This window comes from Paraburkholderia piptadeniae, assembly GCF_900007165.1.
Lineage (GTDB): Bacteria > Pseudomonadota > Gammaproteobacteria > Burkholderiales > Burkholderiaceae > Paraburkholderia > Paraburkholderia piptadeniae.
In genome coordinates this window covers 180802-197900 of sequence record NZ_CYGY02000030.1, presented here as the reverse complement: position 1 = coordinate 197900, position 17099 = coordinate 180802, and the positions used below count along the sequence as shown (strand labels likewise).

Below are 17099 nucleotides of genomic sequence, written 5' to 3'. Positions count from 1 at the left end.
GCGAGGCGCGGAGCCGAAGCAAAATCGTCGCGATGTCAGGGGCACAGGTCGCTCGGGGCACCAAAACTCCCCTCGACAAAGTCCCGCAGCTGCGTGAGATCGGTGCGCGCGTAGGCGGCCGTGGTCTGCACCGACGCGTGCCCCAGTAACGTCTGCGCGACGGGGAGCGGCACCGCGTGATCGACTACCAGCGTGCGCGCATAGCCGTGCCGCAACCAGTGCGTGGATGCCGCGTGCAGCAGCGCGCGGGTCGCGGCGTCACCGGACGGCACCCTTGCTTCCGCGGCCTGCAGCACCGCCTTCACTTCATCGTAGAGACCACTGTGGCCGAGCGCGTCGCGCTTCTCGCTGTGAATCAGCGGCACCGACTCGAACGGCGCGGGTTCGGCGGGGAGGCTCCGTAACACGCGATATGCACGCAGCACCGGCGCGCAGCGCGACGGCAGCGGGATCGCCCGGCGTTTCCCGCCCTTGCCCCGCACGTGCAGCGTCCAGGCGAGTCCGACAGGATCCGGCAAAACGCTTGCAACGCCGGCCGTAGTGTCGAAGTCTTTCCTGGCGGCTTCGTCGACGCTCAGGCGCGGCAGCCCCTGTTCGGCGGACCATTCGAGTTCGGCCAGGCGCACGCCGGCGAAGCGGTACAGCGCCCAGATCGCGCAGCGGCGTGCCCAGACGAGCGGTGATACCTCGGGTGGCCGTTCGCCGGCCGTCACCGCATCACACAGCATCAGCAGCCGGGCCGGCAGGATCCGCGCCGGTGTCCACGTCATGCGCGCGGCACCGTCGCCCGACAGTTCCACGGCGGGGTTGACCACCAGGTAGCCGGTCTTCTGCCAGTAGCGGAACAGGCTCGAGACGACCGCGAGCGCGCGCCGGCGGCCCGCGTCGCTGCGGGGCGCGTGAACAGTCGATGCGCCGCCGGACGCGACCGCACACGCGGCGCCGGTGGCGTGGCCGGGTTGATCCAGTGAGCGCCGGAACGCCAGCAGGTCGTCGCGCGTCAGGTCGGACAGGGGCCCGCGCCGGTGCGCGTCGCACCAGCCGATCAGGCGGCGCAGTTCGGTCCGGTACGCGCGCAACGTATGCGGCGAACGCTGCGCGCGGTCGCGCAGAAACAGCGCGAGCGCCTGCGCGTCGTCGGCGACGCCCAGTGAATTGGTGGTCGACGCATTCATGAACCGGCCGGCGCGGGTGAGCCATGTGCGCAACGCGGCGGGGTCCGTGTTACCGGAGGCGACCAGGGCGAGCGTGTCGGCGGTTTCCACGATCACCGCCCCCCCAGCTGCGTCGCCGGGTGGTCGGTTCGCGTCGCGATGGATCGCGGTCGAACCGTGCGCGGCGGCCTCGGATCCTTCTGGCAGGTAGCGGAACCGGCGCCGATGCGCGCGCAGGAGCCGCACGAGCACCCCTTCGGCGGCGGGCGCAGCGTCGTCGGCGACGAGATGCAGGCGCCCGTGGGCCCAGTACTCGATCGCCGCGTCGTGCCCGAGCAGCAGCGCAAAGACGGCGGGATGCGCGCGTTTCGCGTCGGCGAGCGACGGTGCGACGCGTTTCAGGTCGGCGAGGGTCCAGCGCCGGTAAACCGGATGGCCCAGCACCTCGGCGACGTAGGCGAGCGCGGCATCGCTGCGGGACGGCAGCCGTTGCACGGGCAGGGCGCCCGTGTCGATCCAGTCGGCGGGTGTCATGGTGACGGGCTCTTGCGCGAACGGGATGAGCGGGACCGCGGGCGCGGCGCAGCGGCGACCGCGGCCGCGTGGCCGGGACTCACGTTGCGAGCCGGCTGGCGGCGAGCAGGTCGTGGCTGCGCGGCGGGCTGCATTAGCTCCGTGGTATGGGCGGTCTGCAGTGCCTGCAGCGCATGTCGCTGTTCGGCGACCACCGTTGCCAGTGCCGACGCTTCGGCCGCCGCCTGCCGGTGCGCGTCGCGTCCGCTGGCGAGCTCTTCCAGCAACCGTTCTCGTAGTCCCTCGAGCGCCGCGATCCGGGTCTGCGCATCGTTAAGCGCCGCGGTGAGCCGTTCGCGCTCGGCGGCGAGCGCGTGACGCTGGTGCTCCGTCTCCTGCAGCAGCCGTTTCGACAGGCCGTCATAGCGGGCGTGCACGTCGGTGAGCTCCGCCGCATGCGCGTGCCGTGCCCCGTCCAGCGCGGTGCGGGCGGCCTCGAGCTGCGCCTGGAGCGCCGCAGAGGCGGCCGTCAGGATTTCTGCGCGCTCCGCCGCGTGGCGGCTGCTGGCGCGCAACTCCGTCAGTTCGGCGTCGCGGGCCATGAGCCGCTCGCGCAGTTCACCCAGTTCGACGCGCAGCATCTCGCAGCGCACGTCGGCGTCGTGTCGGGCGGTGTCTGCGTCGGTCGCCACCTGCTGAGCGTGCTGGCGCAGCCGGACCACGTCGTCGAGCTGCACGCTGACGGCCGCCGCCCACAGCGCGCGCATCTGCTCGGCGATCGCGTCCGGCAGGCCGGGCAGCGCGACCTCAGCGAGCCCCGCCTGCACCAGTTCGGCCTCGATCGCGTTCAGCGCCCGCGACAGCACGGCGGGGTCGCCGGCACCCAGCCGCGCGCGCAGGCGCCGCACCGACACCGCGCGACGGAAGCGGTCATGCGTCACCGGCGCGGCAGACGGAGTTGTGGTGGCTGCTCCGGCAGTTTCATGATCGCCCGCCTCGGCGAGCATCGCGAGGACGGTCGCGCGGATCTGGTCGGGGGTGACGGCGGCGGGACGGGCCATGGCGGAACTCCGGCGCCCGTGGGAGGGAGACGGGCGCTCGTTCCAGTCTAGTTCACCGGCGGGTTCACGCACGGCCCGAACGTTAGACAAGCCATCTTCGCGGACAAACGGAGGCGGTTCCCGTGATAAATGCGCTTATCACCGGAAAACGCCCCACGCCGCGGTCTCCGGCAGGATCCGGCGAAACGCGCACCCTTCTTATTACGGCGCCGTTCCCTCTGCGGGACAGCCGCGCGACATCGAACCTTCTCGCACTCATCCGCGTTTCAGCCTGTCGCGGCAACTTGTTCGATACTTGTTTCCTTCAGGACTGGACTCGCACGCAGCATGGCTTTCGCTCTTCGTCTCGCTCGGGCTGGGTGGCGCGGTGTGATCGCCGGACTGACTCTGGTTGCTCGCCAAAGTTGAGCCAAACCCATGCGATCCGATGGCTGGACGGGCTCTACGGCAGGCTAGCGGTGGGGCTTTTTAGCAGTGCGTCCCCCCGCAGCGCTTTGGCGCAAACGCTCACACAGTTCGGTCAGCCACTGGCTGACCCAGAGGCGGTCGGCGTCATTCAGGTGGCTGAGCTTGTCGGCGAGCTCTTCAGCGAGATCGATAGCGCGAGGGGAACTCCGGCGCAGTAACGTGCTGACGGGTACCTGATAGAGCTCGGCCAGTTCGACAAGCCGCGGCAGGGTAGGCAGGACGGCGCCCCGTTCGAAGCGGCTGATCGTTTCCGCGTTGACGCCGATGTGTTCGGCGACCAGTTCCTGAGCGTAACCGGCTGCGAGGCGGGCGCGGGCGAGCGTTTTGCCGAGCTGTTCGGCGAGTTTCTGTTCTGCGGACAAGGGGCCGGGTCAACATGACGTGTTGTTGGTCAACACGAATGCTCGCCGGACCTGGCAGTTTGCGTAACAACATGATATGTTGAATGTCAACATGGCGTGTTGACCAATAACGTCATCGCTGTGTTTGGAATGCCGACTCTTCCGTAGCACCAGGGCCGGATACGATGCCACCTCGCGCCTGCCAACCCATCACATATAGCGTTGGATTGGGTGCCTGCCCCAAGAGTGATCGTATGTTTTTGACCTGTGACCAGAACCGTCTGCCGGCGGGGCTTGGAGTGACTTCGGGCATGGCGTTGTGGGCCGTTGCCGAGATGGCGGGTTGTGGAGATGTGCTCATCCTCCAGTTCGCCGCTACAAAACGCGACCTCCCCCGGGTTGCAATGGTGGAATTCGCTTCGGGCGCTGCGAAGATGTTGCTGCAACTGGCGTCAGACGGCCAGATAGTGCGGGGGGCCGCAGTGCTCAGCGCGAAGCCGCACAAGGAGTCCGCACAATGGCGTCTGGAGCCGCTGAGCGAAATTCACATCGGCGCAACCGCAGCATTCGATGACGAGCATCCGCTGGTGTCGTTTGCGCGCTTCACGACTGCCGCGGGTGAGGAATTCTCGATGCCGATCGGTCTCGCCGCCAAGCACTCCCGTGGCAAGCGCATTTACCCGAGCACCCCGGCGCGTTCGTCGAAGGCTGGCCGCCGGAAACCGGCCGATGTAGAAGGTACAGACTGACGTATGCGTATCCAGATCGCCTCCGACCTGCATCTGGAAATCGTGCACCAGAGTTTTCCGGGCCACAATCCCGTCACGCTGTCCGATGCAGACGTGCTGGTGCTCGCGGGGGACATTGCGAGGGGTGCGGACGCCATCGAACAGTTTGCGCGCTGGCCGGTGCCGGTGATCTACGTGCATGGCAATCATGAAGCGTATGGCGTGGGGTACGGCACGCTCGCCAACACCATCCGCGTGCGCGCGGCCGGCACCGCGGTTCACTACCTGGAGCGCGACGCGCTTGTCGTCGGTGACGTGCGGTTTCTTGGCTGTTGCCTGTGGACGGACTACGCGCTCAATGGCACGCGCGACCAGAGCATGGCGCTGGCCGAGCACGAAAAGGCGCGGGACTGGCTGCGGCACGAACTGGCGAAACCCTTCGACGGGCGCACGGTCGTGGTGACCCATCACGGCGTCGCGCCGCCGTCGGTGCATCGGCGCTATGCGGATGACCTGCTCAGCGCGGCGTTCGTGAGTGACCTGCGACCGCTGCTCCAGATGGCCGACGTGTGGATTCACGGCCACGTGCATGATTCGTTCGACTATCGCGTCGGCGAGACGCGCGTGATTGCCAATCCGCGCGGCTATGCGACGAACCGTCTGATGGCGGGTGCGCCGGCCGACCTGAAATGGGAAAACCCGGCGTTTGATCCGGCGCTGGTGATTGAGGTCTGATCGCCGGTGCTGCGGCGCCGTGAGTAGCGGGCGGCGACGCGCGCGGCCCGGTGGCGACAACGGAATATGGGCGCACCGGTGATGCCGGTGCCCGGCAGTAGTCAAACCGGGTGGGCCAGTGCGACCTGCCCGTCACGGACCCCATGAGGAGGAAGAGCATGACCGGGATCGAAACACTGGCGCAAGAGACGTCCGGGCTGTACGCGGGCCTCAGGCAGACCGGTTGCCGGGCGATCGGCGTGCTCCGCGCCACTGACCCGGAACTGGTCGACGCGCTCCTGGCGACATTCGAATCCCACGACGAGGCGGCCGCCTGGCTCGTGGGCCGCACAATCGGTTTCGGCGGATCCAGCGCGCTTGAGCTGCTGGCGCAGGGGGAGCGCGAGCGGGTCATGCAGGTCCTCAATCACCTCCGTTACGGCCTGTGTGCATGACGATGCCGGAGGCCTTCAGCGGCGGTCTGGCAGGAACCCGCATGACGCATCCCGCTGCGGTTCCGGCCCCGGCTGCCTGGCCTGGACCGGCCCGCACCGGAGGCCGGGTGCTCTATCTGGATTTTGACGGCGTGCTGCATCCGGAAAACGTCTGGCAGCGCCCGGGCATCGGGCCCTATGTCGCGACACCGCCGGGGCATCGCGTGTTCGAGCTGGCGCCGCTGCTCGACCAGGCGCTTGAGCCCTATCCGGACCTCCAGATTGTGCTGGCAACGAACTGGGTGCGCGTGCTCAGCTTCACGCAGGCCGCCCGGCGGCTGCCCGCCGGCTTGCGCGCGCGCGTGATCGGTGCGACGTATCACAGCAGGATGGATGCCGCCGTGTTCCAGGAAATGCCGCGTGGCGTTCAGGTCCTCGCGGACGTGAGCCGCCGGCGGCCGGCGGCATGGCTTGCGCTCGACGACGATGCCGAAGGCTGGGCACCTTCATGGCGGGAACACCTGGTCCGCACGCACGCAGTGCTTGGCATCAGCGCGCCTGAGGTTTTTGCCGAGCTCCGCGAAAAGCTCGCCGGCATGTATCGCGAAGGAGGAGCCGGGTGCGAACCGACCAGGCCGCACGTTGCCGGTCACGAGGAGCGGCCTGACCTGGGACGGATGGTCGTGTCAGGTCCGGGTGCATCGCGTACGTGACGGGTACAGAGCCTGACGCTGCCGTGAACTTCCTTGCCGGGGCTTCGGGAGTCGGACCCGTTTGCGACAAGACTACGTTCACAGGAAGAGCCGCCGGCAACGTTCTGGCTGACCCAAAAAACTACAGATATCGGGAAGCCACCTGATAGGGAGCGCGCGTGACCAGGGCGAACCGGCGAAAGAGACGGCGACAATCATTGCCGCCCTATGAAAGCAGCGAGCAATTGCGGGCGTGCCTGAAGGCGTTCGCGCTCGCTACGCGTAAAACAGGAACGGTGATGGCTGCAGACCTCTACAGGCATCAGACGCAGCGGGAGGAAACGATCCAGAAAATACTGGCCGAAGGAGAGTGGATCGGCGCAGACGCCGCTCCCGGGGACGTAGCCGGATGGCAGCAACGCGGCTGGATCTTTGGCGTCGAAGCTGGCGGCAGGCTGTACTTTGCCCGATACCAGTTCGATGACCACGATGAACCGCGGCCGATCATCCGGGAGATTCTGGCGGAACTCGGACCCGCTGCAGACCCGTGGACAATTGCCGCCTGGTTTCACTTTCCCAACGGCTGGATTGTGAAGGAAGGGTGTTCCGGTCCGGTCGCGCCGAAAGATGCGCTCGACTGCGCCACCGCGGTCCTCGATGCCGCACGCCGGTTCCGCGGAACATTCGCGGCGTAACGGCCCGGTGACGTGATCATCTTCTCACCGCGGCAATGTCCCTCTGGACATGTCGACGGATTTCGCAAAGGAAAACCACCATGAGCACCAAAGACACGATCCGGTTTCAGGAGAAGACAGGCGAACTGCCAGGCTGGACGCTCTATACCGAAATGTTCGAGCAGGACGACACCGTCTATCTGGAGCTCGAGGGCGTGCAGGCCGATGTGATCATGATCGGCAGTCTCTGGGGGCATCCCCCCGGCACGGTCGTGCTGCGTCTGCCGACGGCCACGGCGCGGCAGCTGGGGCTGGTTCCACAAGAGTGGACAAGGGATGCGTCGCGATTGAAGGAGTAGGGCATGCTCGAATTCCGGGAGAAATCGGCGTACGAGGTCTCAGCGTGCACGTGCGATCGCTGCGGACGGCGCATGACCCCGGATGATGCCGACGGGGAGTGGCATGAGCGGGTTTCGATCGCCTGTCACGGGGGATTCCATTCCATTTTCGGCGATGGCTGCGCGATCAGTGTCGACCTGTGCCAGCGCTGTGTCCGGGACACGCTGGGTGCGTGGTTGCGGATCTCATCAACGACCATCGACGACAATGACCTGTCTTCAAACTCGCTTGCGTTGAGCGCCTTGCGGGGCATCGTCCGGCATGGCGCCGACGATGCCGTGTCTGTCGAGGCGATGAACGCCGCAGTCGCGGCCGGCGCGACGGCCTCCGGGACAGGTGATCCGTCGCCCGATACCGGCCCGACGGCCGTCGCTGATATCAGCCGGATCGTGATCGCACTGGATGCGACGCGTACCGCGGCGTCGGTGATTCTCAACGGGCTGGAAAATCTCGGGAGTGCAATCACGCAGGAAGCCAGGGCAGAGCTGACGCGCCAGGTGCGGCAACACATCAACGAGCAGGAGCATAGCGCCCTGCAAGGACTCGTCGACGCTTCGCCGGTCAGGCGGTTGCCCCTTTCGCGCGCCAGGATGGAGGCGAAGGCGGTTGCCGCCGTGCTCAGCGGAACGACATGGTTGACCGCTCAGACAGTGGGCAGGCGCCAGAATCCGGATGCTACGAATCTGCAGGCGGTGACGAGCCGTTGGGAGCAGGAGGGCAAGGTCTTTTCCATCGAGCGGGCCGGACAGACCTTATATCCAACATACATTTTCGACGAGCTCGGCAATCCGATCCCCGAAGTCGCAGAAATCCTGAAGGTTTTCCACGATTACATGCCGCTCCGGATTGCCTCATGGTTCGAGTCGACGAACAGCATGCTCCAGGGCAAACGTCCTCGTGAGAGCCTGGCAGCAGATCCGTCGGCCGTAGTCGATGCTGCCCGGGATCATGTAAAAGGATCGACGCATGGATAGCACGGTAAGCGTTGCATTTAACGTCGCGCATCGCTTCCTTGCGGATGGACGGCGGGGGGCGGCCAGTTCCTGCCGTTCGCCAGCGCAACTGGACGGGACATTCAAACGGCGGCTCCGCACTGGACAATGGACCGTCGTTCGCCGACCACGACCGTCGCGTGGTTTGATTACGTCCATTCGCATGGCGGGTCGTCATGTCTTGCAGCAATGTCCGCTTCGGAGAAGCGTGGCTTGGCCAAGTGCGAGCATCATGCAGCAACCTACAATTCGGGCCGCAGAAATGGCTCGAATCCGGCCCGAGCCAAAGCACTCACACGCATCCATCCCGCATTGGTATCAAGTGACTGGTCCGGTGACGCCCGACGTCGCATCGTATACGAGTTTCGCCGCAGCGAGGTCTTCCACCGCGAGTCCGACAGATTTGAACACCGATGTTCCCGACGCGGGTGGGTACTTCGTGCCCGCGAAAATCTCGCCTACCTCCGCGTAGATCTGCGCCTTCGAGAGGATCACGTCGCCCGACTCCTTGAGCACGGCCTCGCGCGAGTCGACAAGCAGCGCGCTCGAGGTCATGGCGTCGTCATCCAGCTCCCGCCAGCTCGGGCGTGGTGCGCCTATCGCGTTAATATGTGCACCGGGTTTGAGCCACGCCCCCTTCAGGATCGGTTCCTGAGCTGCGGTGGCGGTGACGATCACATCCGCGTCTCGCACAGCCGACTCAGCATCGCCCGTCGCTATGGCCTGATGTTCTTCGGCAAAGCGTCGGGCGTGTTCTGGCGTGCGGCTCCATACGCGAATCTCATCGAAGCGGCGAATATGCGACAGAGCTGTCAGATGGGCCCTTGCCTGGACACCGCTTCCCAGTATGGCGAGAATTCCACCGTTGGCTGACATGAGGCGCCGGGTCACCGCCGCAGAGACGGCCGCTGTGCGCATTTCGGTGACGAGGCGGCCATCCATTACCGCTAGTGGTTCACCGGTGTCTGGCCGCAAGAGCAGGATCATGGCGAGATGGGTGGGAATTTCGGTGCCGGCATTACCGGGAAAAAAGCTGACGACCTTGGCGCCCATCGCGTTTTCGGCAACTGCAGGCATGATGCCTAGGTAGCGCTTGCCTTCCTCGATGGTCAGCACGTTGCGCACGGGTTGAATCACGCGGCCAGAGGAGAAACTGGCCAGCGCGGTTTCCATGGCCAGTATCAGTTCGTCCCAATTGAGCGCCGCGCGAATGCGGGGCTCATCGAGGTAAGAGATCATTTGCACCTCCGCTGCCCGTCGGATCCCAATGGGGTTTCTCACCCACTGTCAGTTGCGCAATGCAGTTGCGGCAGGAATTATAGGCGAGACGTCCGCGCACGGTATGGTTCATGACCGTGCCGACCGCCGCAGAGGCGCGAATGACAATTGCACCGTAGAGGTGCCGCCGGGTTGAACGTTCGGAGCGGGTTGGAAGCCGTCGATGGCCTTTCGTTGTTGAACGGCCGTGTCGGGTCGGTTTGCGCCTGTCGTGGCAGGACGAACTGCGTCGGACCAAGATCGGCCGCAATGCGTCATCCGCTCGCGCAGTTGTTCGGGCTTGCGAATTTTTTCGGGTCCCGGCGGCGCCGGCCTCACACCGAAATCGCTCAACTGTATTCGATAGAATAAGTACATGCGGTGACATTGCGGAATTCCAGGCGAAGCGATGCGCCGCGCAACGCTGTACCGGTAACTCTGCAGACCTGACTGGAAATGAGTGCGGGCAAGGTTCTGTCCGGCATCGCGATGGCCGCGCTGTCCGCCACATGCGCCGCTGCCGGGGCGGCCGGTGCATGTGTGCCGTCGTTCTCCGAGGTCGACGTCAAGAACGGACTCGAAGTGCGGACCCGCTGCGCTGTCTCCGTGACCGCGCTCGCGCGCGCCACCGAACGCCTGAACAGCGCGGTGAAGAGCGACGGTCTCTCCGCCGCGCAACGTGTTGCGCTGGCGGCAGCGGCCAACGTGATGCTGCAAGCCGTCTTCTTGCCGGCAGACCATGGCGAACTCACAAACGACGCCACGTTCGCCAACTTCGAACCGATCCTCGAAAGCCTCGCATCGCAGATCAGGACGCGCACCGATATCGGCCCTACAGCCGAAGCGTCGAAATGGAACGCACGTTATGAAGATCTGCTGCGCAGATTGTCGATCACACGCAGCGCGGATCCCACCGAACAGCAGCTCGACGAAGCCGCGAGGCGCCTCGATCTGGATAGCGCATCTGCGCTACTCATGCGGCTCATAGCTAAAGCACCCGGTACAGCTCAGCTATCCGCGGAGCGCAACTACGAAGCGGCGAGCATCGAACTGCTTCGCTTGATGCCATGGAACGCGCTGCCGTACCTGGAGAAGGCCCATGCGCTGCAACCCGACGATATGGACATCGCCACCGCATTCGCCGACACGCTGCTCGCGCAGCACGAGCCTGAGCGCGCGGAGCCGGTGTACCGGGCACTGCTGATCCAGTACCGGACGCTCGCGCAACAGAAGCCCGCCGCGTGGCAGCCGTCCATCGCGCGTACGCTCGGCAAGCTCGGCAGTCTGTATGTGATGCGGCAACAGCAGAACGAAGCCGAAGCTGCATGGCTACACGCGCTCGAAATCTACTGGGCGCTAGCGCGTGTGAACCCCTCGGCCTACAGTCCCGCGGCGGCTAGCACCATGGACAGCCTCGCGACGTTGTATCGCGACACGCACCGTCTGCAGGAAGCGACGGACGCGTGGCGCGAAGCCCTCGTCCTCGACCGCGCGCTGGCCCGACAGGACCCGGCCATGTACCTGCCCGCGGTCGCGTCGACGCTCAATGATCTCGGCATCCTCTACAGTGCGACACACCGCACGCGCGACGCGGAACTCGCCTATCTCGAAGCGCTCGGCATCCAGCGCGCACTCGCACACGACAATCCCGCTGCCTGGCGTCCGGCGCTTGCACGCACGCTGAACAACCTCGGCAACTTTTACAGCACAGGCGGGCGGCTGCCAGAAGCAGAGCACGCGTACCGGGAAGCTCTGAAGATCCGTCAACAGCTCGCCCGCGAAAGCCCCGCGCTTTACCAGCCGGACCTCGCGCGTACGTTGGCAAATCTGGGCGTGCTGTACCGCCTCGAACGGCAGCCGGCGAGGGCGCTGCAGGCGTATCAGCAGGCGCTGCAGATCGTTCACGCCCTCTCGCTCGTTACGCCTGCCGCATACAAGCCTGACGAGGCGCGGATACTGAACAATCTGGGCGTGCTCTACAGCCGCACGGGCAGGCCGCGCGAAGCCGAAGACGCGTGGCGCCGTGCGCTGGATCTGTACCGCAAACTCGCACACGACGATCCGTTGACCTGGCGGCAGGATGAAGCCCGCACCTTGCGGAATCTCGGCGTGCTGCTTGGTCACACGCAACGTTCGGCTGAAGCCAACGAATTGAGTCGCGAGGCGGACGAACTGATCGATTCGACACGGGCACGATAGAGCGCGAGAGAGTTTGCGTTTTGACTACGTACGAAGCGATCATTACCCAACTGTTGCAGACGAGGTAGCGGCACTGACTGCTCCGACCGATGAACCGCCTGACCGCTGGTGATAACCAATGGCCGTTATGCCTTTGGAAACAGCTGTTCATAGCGCAATGAACTGAGAGGCAGAAACAGGTCGACTCCGGTCTGTCACCGTACGGACACGGGAATTGCCGTGATAATGAGGCAGTTATCGCGGACTGACGGCTTCGGTTCTTAAGGCCGCGTCACTGATCATGACTGGCCGCATAGTTATCCACCTTGCCACCAGTTCGAAAACATCAGCCATTCGAAATACGTTCTCCAGCTTTCAAAGCTCGGGTGCTCGCGCAACTTGGAGAGATCGCCCTGCGACGCGTCGCGAAGCGCCGCACACTTACACGCGGTAAGGGGCGGCCGATGTGTCGCGCTCTTCCGCATGCGATCTAAGCCAAACATCGCTCTTCTAGCGCAGCCTTGGCGATAAGCGAGCCCTTCGTCCGCTTTCATCCGTTCGCCCGCTCAGCAGATAATCACCAGAAGACTGGTGCTGGCCGCGCGAGGGTAATTCGACGCCGGATCGGCACCGAACTCACGACGCGCCAGAGGTGCTTACGTGAGCGTGCGCAAAAAAAACGGTGCCAATGCCGACACTGCTTCGTCTACAAACTCAGGTACGTCGTAAAGCTGCATGTGATTGGAGCCTTCCACCACATGAAAATTTTTGTCCTTGCAAGCGGCGCGCTTGAACAGGTCATCGCTCATCCACTTGCTGCCGGCTTGGTCACCTGCAACGATCTGAAGTGGTTGGGTCAGAAACACTTCTGCCATGTTGAAGGCGTCATACGTAACGATCTGATTCAGGCTGCGAGCTGTAGCAAATCCCGGTGCATTCGGATTTTCGCAGCGAGCCGTGTGGTAATACTCCCACGCTTCTTCCAGTTCCTTGTTCGGGGCATCTTCCTTGCGCAACGGCGCAAGAGGGATGGTCACTGTTGTTGCGCCGCCAGCCTCGGCACTCCGCGCATTCGAACCGGCTTCCAGTACCGGGATTGCATCTGCGGACTTGATGTTATTGTCCCAGCCGTTGCGGAACATGGAGCCGATATTGACGGCGCTAACAGTTCCCACTGCCTTGATGCGGCGATCATTGATTGCGGCGTTGGCAGCGTAGCCACCACCAGCACAGATGCCCATCGCACCGATGTGATCGGGATCGACGTACGAAAGGGTAGTCAAATAGTCGATGACTGCGCTGATATCCTCCGTTCGGATGTATGGATTCTCCAATTGGCGCGGTTCACCCGTGCTTTCTCCCTGGTAGGACGCATCGAACGCGATGGTGACAAACCCTTGCTCCGAAAGCTTGCGTGCATAGAGTCCCGCCGTTTGTTCTTTCACACCGCCGCCCGGATGCGCGACTACGATGGCTGGATACTTCCGACCCTCGTCGAAGCTGGCGGGAAAATTCGACACTGCGGCGATGATGATGTCTTCGCCGTTTCTGCTTTTGAAGTTGACTTTGTGCATGATCATGCTCTCCAAGGTTAGGGCCGCGCGGGCAAAGCCGTTTGCGCTCGACATGCAGAAATGGTAGAAGGCAGATTGTTATGCCGCAAGACCAATATCCCGACCACAGTGGAAAGCGCGTCTTACCAATAGAGTGTGCATGGATCCTTCCAAACTTCCCCTCTTCGCCTGGTTCGCCCAGATTGCTCGTCACGGCAGCTTCACCAAGGCAGCGGCCGAGATGGGCGTGTCTCGTGCAGCGTTATCGCAAAACCTGAAAACGCTCGAAGACCAACTCAACGTCAAGCTGATCTATCGCACCACGCGTGAAATGTCGCTAACCGAAGAGGGGCAGCGCCTTTTCGATCAGTTGCAACCGGCTCTTGGCGCTATCGAGCAGGCGGTACGGGGCGTTGGCGAAGCGAACTCGGCACCGGCCGGCTTGCTTCGGGTCAATACATCAAGAATTGCGGCAAGGAGTCTAATAGAACCTCATCTGGCCGAGTTGTTTGCGCGCTACCCAGAGTTGAAACTGGAACTCGTGATGGATGACGGTTTCTCCAACATCATCGCGGATGGGTGCGATGCAGGCATACGGATGGGCGAAAGCCTGGCCGCGCACGTGGTGGCAGTGCCAATCTCACCGATGCTAGAAATGGCAGTTGTCGCTTCGCCTGAGTATTTCAGAACGCGCGGCGTGCCGGAAACACCGGCCGATCTCACGAAGCATGATTGCGTGGCGTACCGGCATAGCTCCAGTGGCGCCGTGTTTCGTTGGGAGTTCACTTCGCCAGAAGCCGACGGGCACGCTTTCGTCGTCGAACCTCAGGGCACCCTGATCACCAACGACGATGACAGCATGATTCGCGCTGCGCTCCAAGGCGCGGGCCTTGTTCAGCACGTCGATATCGCGGTGAGGCAACAACTGGACGATGGGTCGCTCGTTCGTGTATTGAGGGATTGGTGCAAGCCGTTCGCCGGGTTCTATCTCTATGTGCCGTCGCGGGACAGGATGCCGCCGAAAGTTCGTGCGTTTACCGATTTCCTCATTGAAAAACGGGATGTTATTGCAACAACAAAAAGGACAGGAAAACGACCATCGGTTAGGTTGAAACGTCAGAAACGCTGACGTTTTGGAGCGGGTGACCGGTCCCGCGAAGGAGGCGGTTATCTCAGCCAGCCGCATCGGTGGACACCATGTCGATCCGTCTCGTGATGCGTTTTCCGGTCTTCGCCGACGAGGTGAGTGGGCGTAAGACGTGGAGCGGCCCTGTTTCGTTTGAAGTCCCATAGCGCAAGACAGCTGTAATAGATCGAATCGAGCGGTACGTTTGCAAAATTTCCGTACTTCGAGAGGCATCAGCGTGTCCGACTCTGACGGCAGAGCGCTCACGTCTCGCCTTTAAATCTTAAGTCGATATTGATTCGATGTACGGAACAGGCGCGTCGGTAGCGTTGACGCTACCAGAACCGGATCGCAACATGAGTACACGAGAGAGTTGGAGCAGAGACAAGTCGCCGCGATTCGCGATATTGATGGCGCGCGAGAAACGCAGGGGGAGTAGCGGATCGGGGGGGGGGGCTATTACGATGCTCGGCGGGTCCGTATCTTCGGAAGGACGAAACGGTCGCGCCAAGTCGTCATCGATGTGTTTAGCTTGTCTGGTGGTTAAGCAATAGGAAGGGGTTTCAGATGGAAACGGTGCGAACGTCGTTGCGCGATATCGTGGATCGATGGTTTATGGCGAACCGGGCTGTGCCATTCCGGGTCCGGTCGTTGCGGCACGCCGCAAGGGTGCGCTGCGTGAGGATCGACGCGCGAGCGTCGTGTGGCGAGGTGATGATCTGCTTTTTCCGACACGATGATGGCGTTTGGCGAGTCTTCCCACCCGTGCCACGCCGTCCGACAATGCGCGTAGCCTGACGACCACGCGCTGAAGCGATAACCCCAGCGTTCCGTACAATGATTGTGTGTTGGATCCCGTGCGGCGCCACACGTGGACCTACGAAAACAGAGGGTTTTCCACTATCACCGGAACCCGGGCGCAAATCAATTCGTCCAAAGTACGGAACATCTCGGCCGTGTTGTTGACGCGCTCTCGCCTGTCTCCTGTAATGCAGCCAACAGCCGGCAAGTGGGAGCAGGTAATCGTTTAGCTCCAACTGTGACCGACACGCCGAATGTCCGCTTTCCGGGCCCAATCGTGACACACGGAGCGATCGATGTCGTTGCACGCAAATCAGACAGCCCGATCCCAGAGTGGGATGGCGGACCCGAACTGGGATATCGTCGCGGAGGAGGGCGATGGCGGCACAAAGCGCACGCGTGTCGGCCGCGCGATGGTTGTCCCACTGGCGCGGAGCCTCGCGATTCTTGCCGCTTTTTCGCCAAACGAACCGTGGCTCGGCAATCAGGATTTGATGCTCGAGACGGGAATTCCCGCTCCGACTGTCTCACGCATGGTGCGCTCGCTCGTCGCGCTCGGTTATCTGCACTATTCCCCCGCGCGTCGCAAGTATCGTCTGGCCGCACCCGTTCTCTCGCTTGGCTACGCCGCGATTGCGCATTCCAGCGTGCAGCAGCTCGCACGTCTTGAAATGCAGTCATTTGCGAACGCGAACGATACCTACGTTGTGCTAGGTACGCGGGACCGTCTTGACGTCACTGTGCTCGATACCTGCTCGAGTCCCACACAATCAGTGGATCTGAAGCTCCATGCGGGCGCGCGCTTGCGCATCGCCTCGTCGCCGATGGGATGGGCAATGCTGGCGGCTCTGCCGGAGCTCGAACGGTTTTACCTGCTCAGCAGCGTGGAGCGTAAGACTGGGCGCGACTGGCCGCGCCTGCGGCGGCGCATCGGTGAAGGTATTTCACAGGTGCATAACGCGGGCTACTGCATGTCGCTGGGGGAATGGGAGCCTGATCTGACGATTCTCGCCACGCCGCTCGTCATCCAGGACCATACGCCGCTCGTGCTGGCTTGCGTAGGCCGAAGCGCGCGGCTCGGCCGCGCGCGGGTCGAGCGTGAACTAGGCCCCCGGCTTGTTGCTGTCGCGCAAACCCTGCAAGAGCAGGTATTGTTCACGGACTAGCGGACCATGAACGGGACCGATACTCAAACAAACGTGACGCTCACTGTCGAGCGCGGACTCGAAGTGCTGCGCGCGTTTCGTGCTGCGCGTGCGCCGCTGTCCAACGCGGAGCTCGTGAGACGCACGGGTTTCCCAAAGGCGACGGTATCGCGACTGACGACCACACTGATCGCCATTGGCTATCTGCGCAGGGTGGGCGGCGGAAGACAGTTCGAACTCAGCGCGGGAGCGTTGAGCATGGGGCATGCGTACCTCGAAGCGAACCCAGTCATCAATATCGTTAATCCGTTTATCCAGAAACTGGCCGACAAGCTCGAATTGTCGGTCGCACTGGCCGTCCCGCATCGGCTTGACATGATCTATATCGCGTGGCGCGCGAGTGCGAGGATAGCGACACTTCGCCTTGGGGTCGGCTCCTTACTGCCGATGGAGTCGACTTCGGTAGGACGTGCTTATCTGTATGCGCTGTCGCCAGCAGAGCGCGAGCCGCTCGTCGGGGCGCTGCTCGAGGCCGCGGGCGAGCATGCCGCGATTGTTCGTAGGAACCTTGAAGTCGCGTTCGCGGATCTGAGCGAGTCGGGCGTATGCATGTCGGTGGGCGAGTATCAACGCAATGCGTACGGAATCGCGCTGCCGGTCGTGGTTGGCCGCTCGCGCACGATCATGTCGCTCAATTGCGGTGCGATCGAACTCGACCCGGATATGACAGCCATACGGAACCGAGTGATGCCAGAACTCAAGGCGACAGCGCGCAAGCTGACTGAGGAACTCGTAGACGTCGACTGCGAACCATGATGCGCTTCCCGGCGTGGGGTTGACGCCAAGGCAGCGAGAATCATGCCGGTCGA

16 protein-coding genes are annotated in these 17099 nt (G+C 63.3%); 11 read left to right on the top strand and 5 right to left on the bottom strand.

All coding sequences use genetic code 11. The annotated features are described in order from the left end of the window. Positions 1-35 precede the first annotated feature (35 nt). The 3 genes from BN2476_RS15615 to BN2476_RS15605 form a co-directional block, all read right to left on the bottom strand. Positions 36-1688 (bottom strand): tyrosine-type recombinase/integrase, encoded by a 1653-nt coding sequence (locus tag BN2476_RS15615; protein ID WP_087735053.1) that lies wholly within the window; start codon positions 1686-1688, stop codon positions 36-38. Continuing rightward, on the bottom strand, positions 1685-2728 hold the full coding sequence (locus BN2476_RS15610) for a DNA-binding protein (protein ID WP_087735052.1): 1044 nt from the start codon (positions 2726-2728) through the stop codon (positions 1685-1687). The genes BN2476_RS15615 and BN2476_RS15610 overlap by 4 nt, the downstream gene beginning before the upstream one ends. A gap of 452 nt (positions 2729-3180) precedes the next feature. Next, a complete protein-coding gene (locus BN2476_RS15605) occupies positions 3181-3558 on the bottom strand; it encodes a helix-turn-helix domain-containing protein (protein ID WP_087735051.1) in 378 nt (125 codons plus the stop codon). A 290-nt stretch (positions 3559-3848) separates the two neighbouring features. Here BN2476_RS15605 and BN2476_RS15600 point away from each other — a divergent pair, with 290 nt between their 5' ends. The 7 genes from BN2476_RS15600 to BN2476_RS47585 all read left to right on the top strand — a co-directional run bounded on the left by BN2476_RS15600 (position 3849) and on the right by BN2476_RS47585 (position 8152). Further along, complete coding sequence (locus BN2476_RS15600; protein ID WP_143810979.1) at positions 3849-4286, top strand: hypothetical protein; 438 nt, start codon at positions 3849-3851, stop codon at positions 4284-4286. 3 nt (positions 4287-4289) lie between these two features. Continuing rightward, positions 4290-5000 (top strand): metallophosphoesterase, encoded by a 711-nt coding sequence (locus BN2476_RS15595; RefSeq protein WP_087735049.1) that lies wholly within the window; start codon positions 4290-4292, stop codon positions 4998-5000. Between the two features lie 158 nt (positions 5001-5158). After that, entirely contained in the window at positions 5159-5434 is a 276-nt protein-coding gene (locus tag BN2476_RS15590; RefSeq protein ID WP_160111723.1) for an antitoxin Xre/MbcA/ParS toxin-binding domain-containing protein, read from the top strand. Beyond that, positions 5431-6126 carry an HAD domain-containing protein gene (locus BN2476_RS15585; RefSeq protein ID WP_235850852.1) on the top strand — a complete coding sequence of 232 codons (696 nt, stop codon included), beginning with the start codon at positions 5431-5433 and terminating at the stop codon, positions 6124-6126. The genes BN2476_RS15590 and BN2476_RS15585 overlap by 4 nt, the downstream gene beginning before the upstream one ends. Positions 6127-6323: 197 nt before the next feature. Next, positions 6324-6800 carry a hypothetical protein gene (locus BN2476_RS15580; protein ID WP_143810977.1) on the top strand — a complete coding sequence of 159 codons (477 nt, stop codon included), beginning with the start codon at positions 6324-6326 and terminating at the stop codon, positions 6798-6800. A gap of 80 nt (positions 6801-6880) precedes the next feature. Then, the gene (locus BN2476_RS15575; protein WP_087735046.1) at positions 6881-7138 is read left to right on the top strand and encodes a hypothetical protein; all 258 of its coding nucleotides are present in this window, start codon (positions 6881-6883) and stop codon (positions 7136-7138) included. Between the two features lie 3 nt (positions 7139-7141). Then, the gene (locus BN2476_RS47585) at positions 7142-8152 is read left to right on the top strand and encodes a hypothetical protein (RefSeq protein WP_175607935.1); all 1011 of its coding nucleotides are present in this window, start codon (positions 7142-7144) and stop codon (positions 8150-8152) included. A gap of 336 nt (positions 8153-8488) precedes the next feature. Here BN2476_RS47585 and BN2476_RS15565 read toward each other — a convergent pair whose 3' ends face one another. Continuing rightward, on the bottom strand, positions 8489-9409 hold the full coding sequence (locus BN2476_RS15565) for an ornithine cyclodeaminase family protein (RefSeq protein WP_087735045.1): 921 nt from the start codon (positions 9407-9409) through the stop codon (positions 8489-8491). A 474-nt stretch (positions 9410-9883) separates the two neighbouring features. Here BN2476_RS15565 and BN2476_RS15560 point away from each other — a divergent pair, with 474 nt between their 5' ends. Then, positions 9884-11626, top strand: a complete 1743-nt coding sequence (locus BN2476_RS15560; protein WP_087735044.1) for a tetratricopeptide repeat protein — start codon at positions 9884-9886, stop codon at positions 11624-11626. A gap of 635 nt (positions 11627-12261) precedes the next feature. Here the strand turns inward: BN2476_RS15560 and BN2476_RS15555 are convergent. Beyond that, a complete protein-coding gene (locus BN2476_RS15555; RefSeq protein ID WP_087735144.1) occupies positions 12262-13179 on the bottom strand; it encodes an alpha/beta hydrolase in 918 nt (305 codons plus the stop codon). A gap of 139 nt (positions 13180-13318) precedes the next feature. Between BN2476_RS15555 and BN2476_RS15550 the strand changes: the two genes are divergently transcribed. The 3 genes from BN2476_RS15550 to BN2476_RS15535 all read left to right on the top strand — a co-directional run bounded on the left by BN2476_RS15550 (position 13319) and on the right by BN2476_RS15535 (position 17046). After that, positions 13319-14287 carry a LysR family transcriptional regulator gene (locus tag BN2476_RS15550; RefSeq protein ID WP_218274521.1) on the top strand — a complete coding sequence of 323 codons (969 nt, stop codon included), beginning with the start codon at positions 13319-13321 and terminating at the stop codon, positions 14285-14287. 1136 nt (positions 14288-15423) lie between these two features. Continuing rightward, on the top strand, positions 15424-16251 hold the full coding sequence (locus BN2476_RS15540; RefSeq protein ID WP_235850851.1) for an IclR family transcriptional regulator: 828 nt from the start codon (positions 15424-15426) through the stop codon (positions 16249-16251). A 6-nt stretch (positions 16252-16257) separates the two neighbouring features. Further along, positions 16258-17046, top strand: a complete 789-nt coding sequence (locus BN2476_RS15535) for an IclR family transcriptional regulator (RefSeq protein WP_087735040.1) — start codon at positions 16258-16260, stop codon at positions 17044-17046. Positions 17047-17099: the final 53 nt, after the last annotated feature.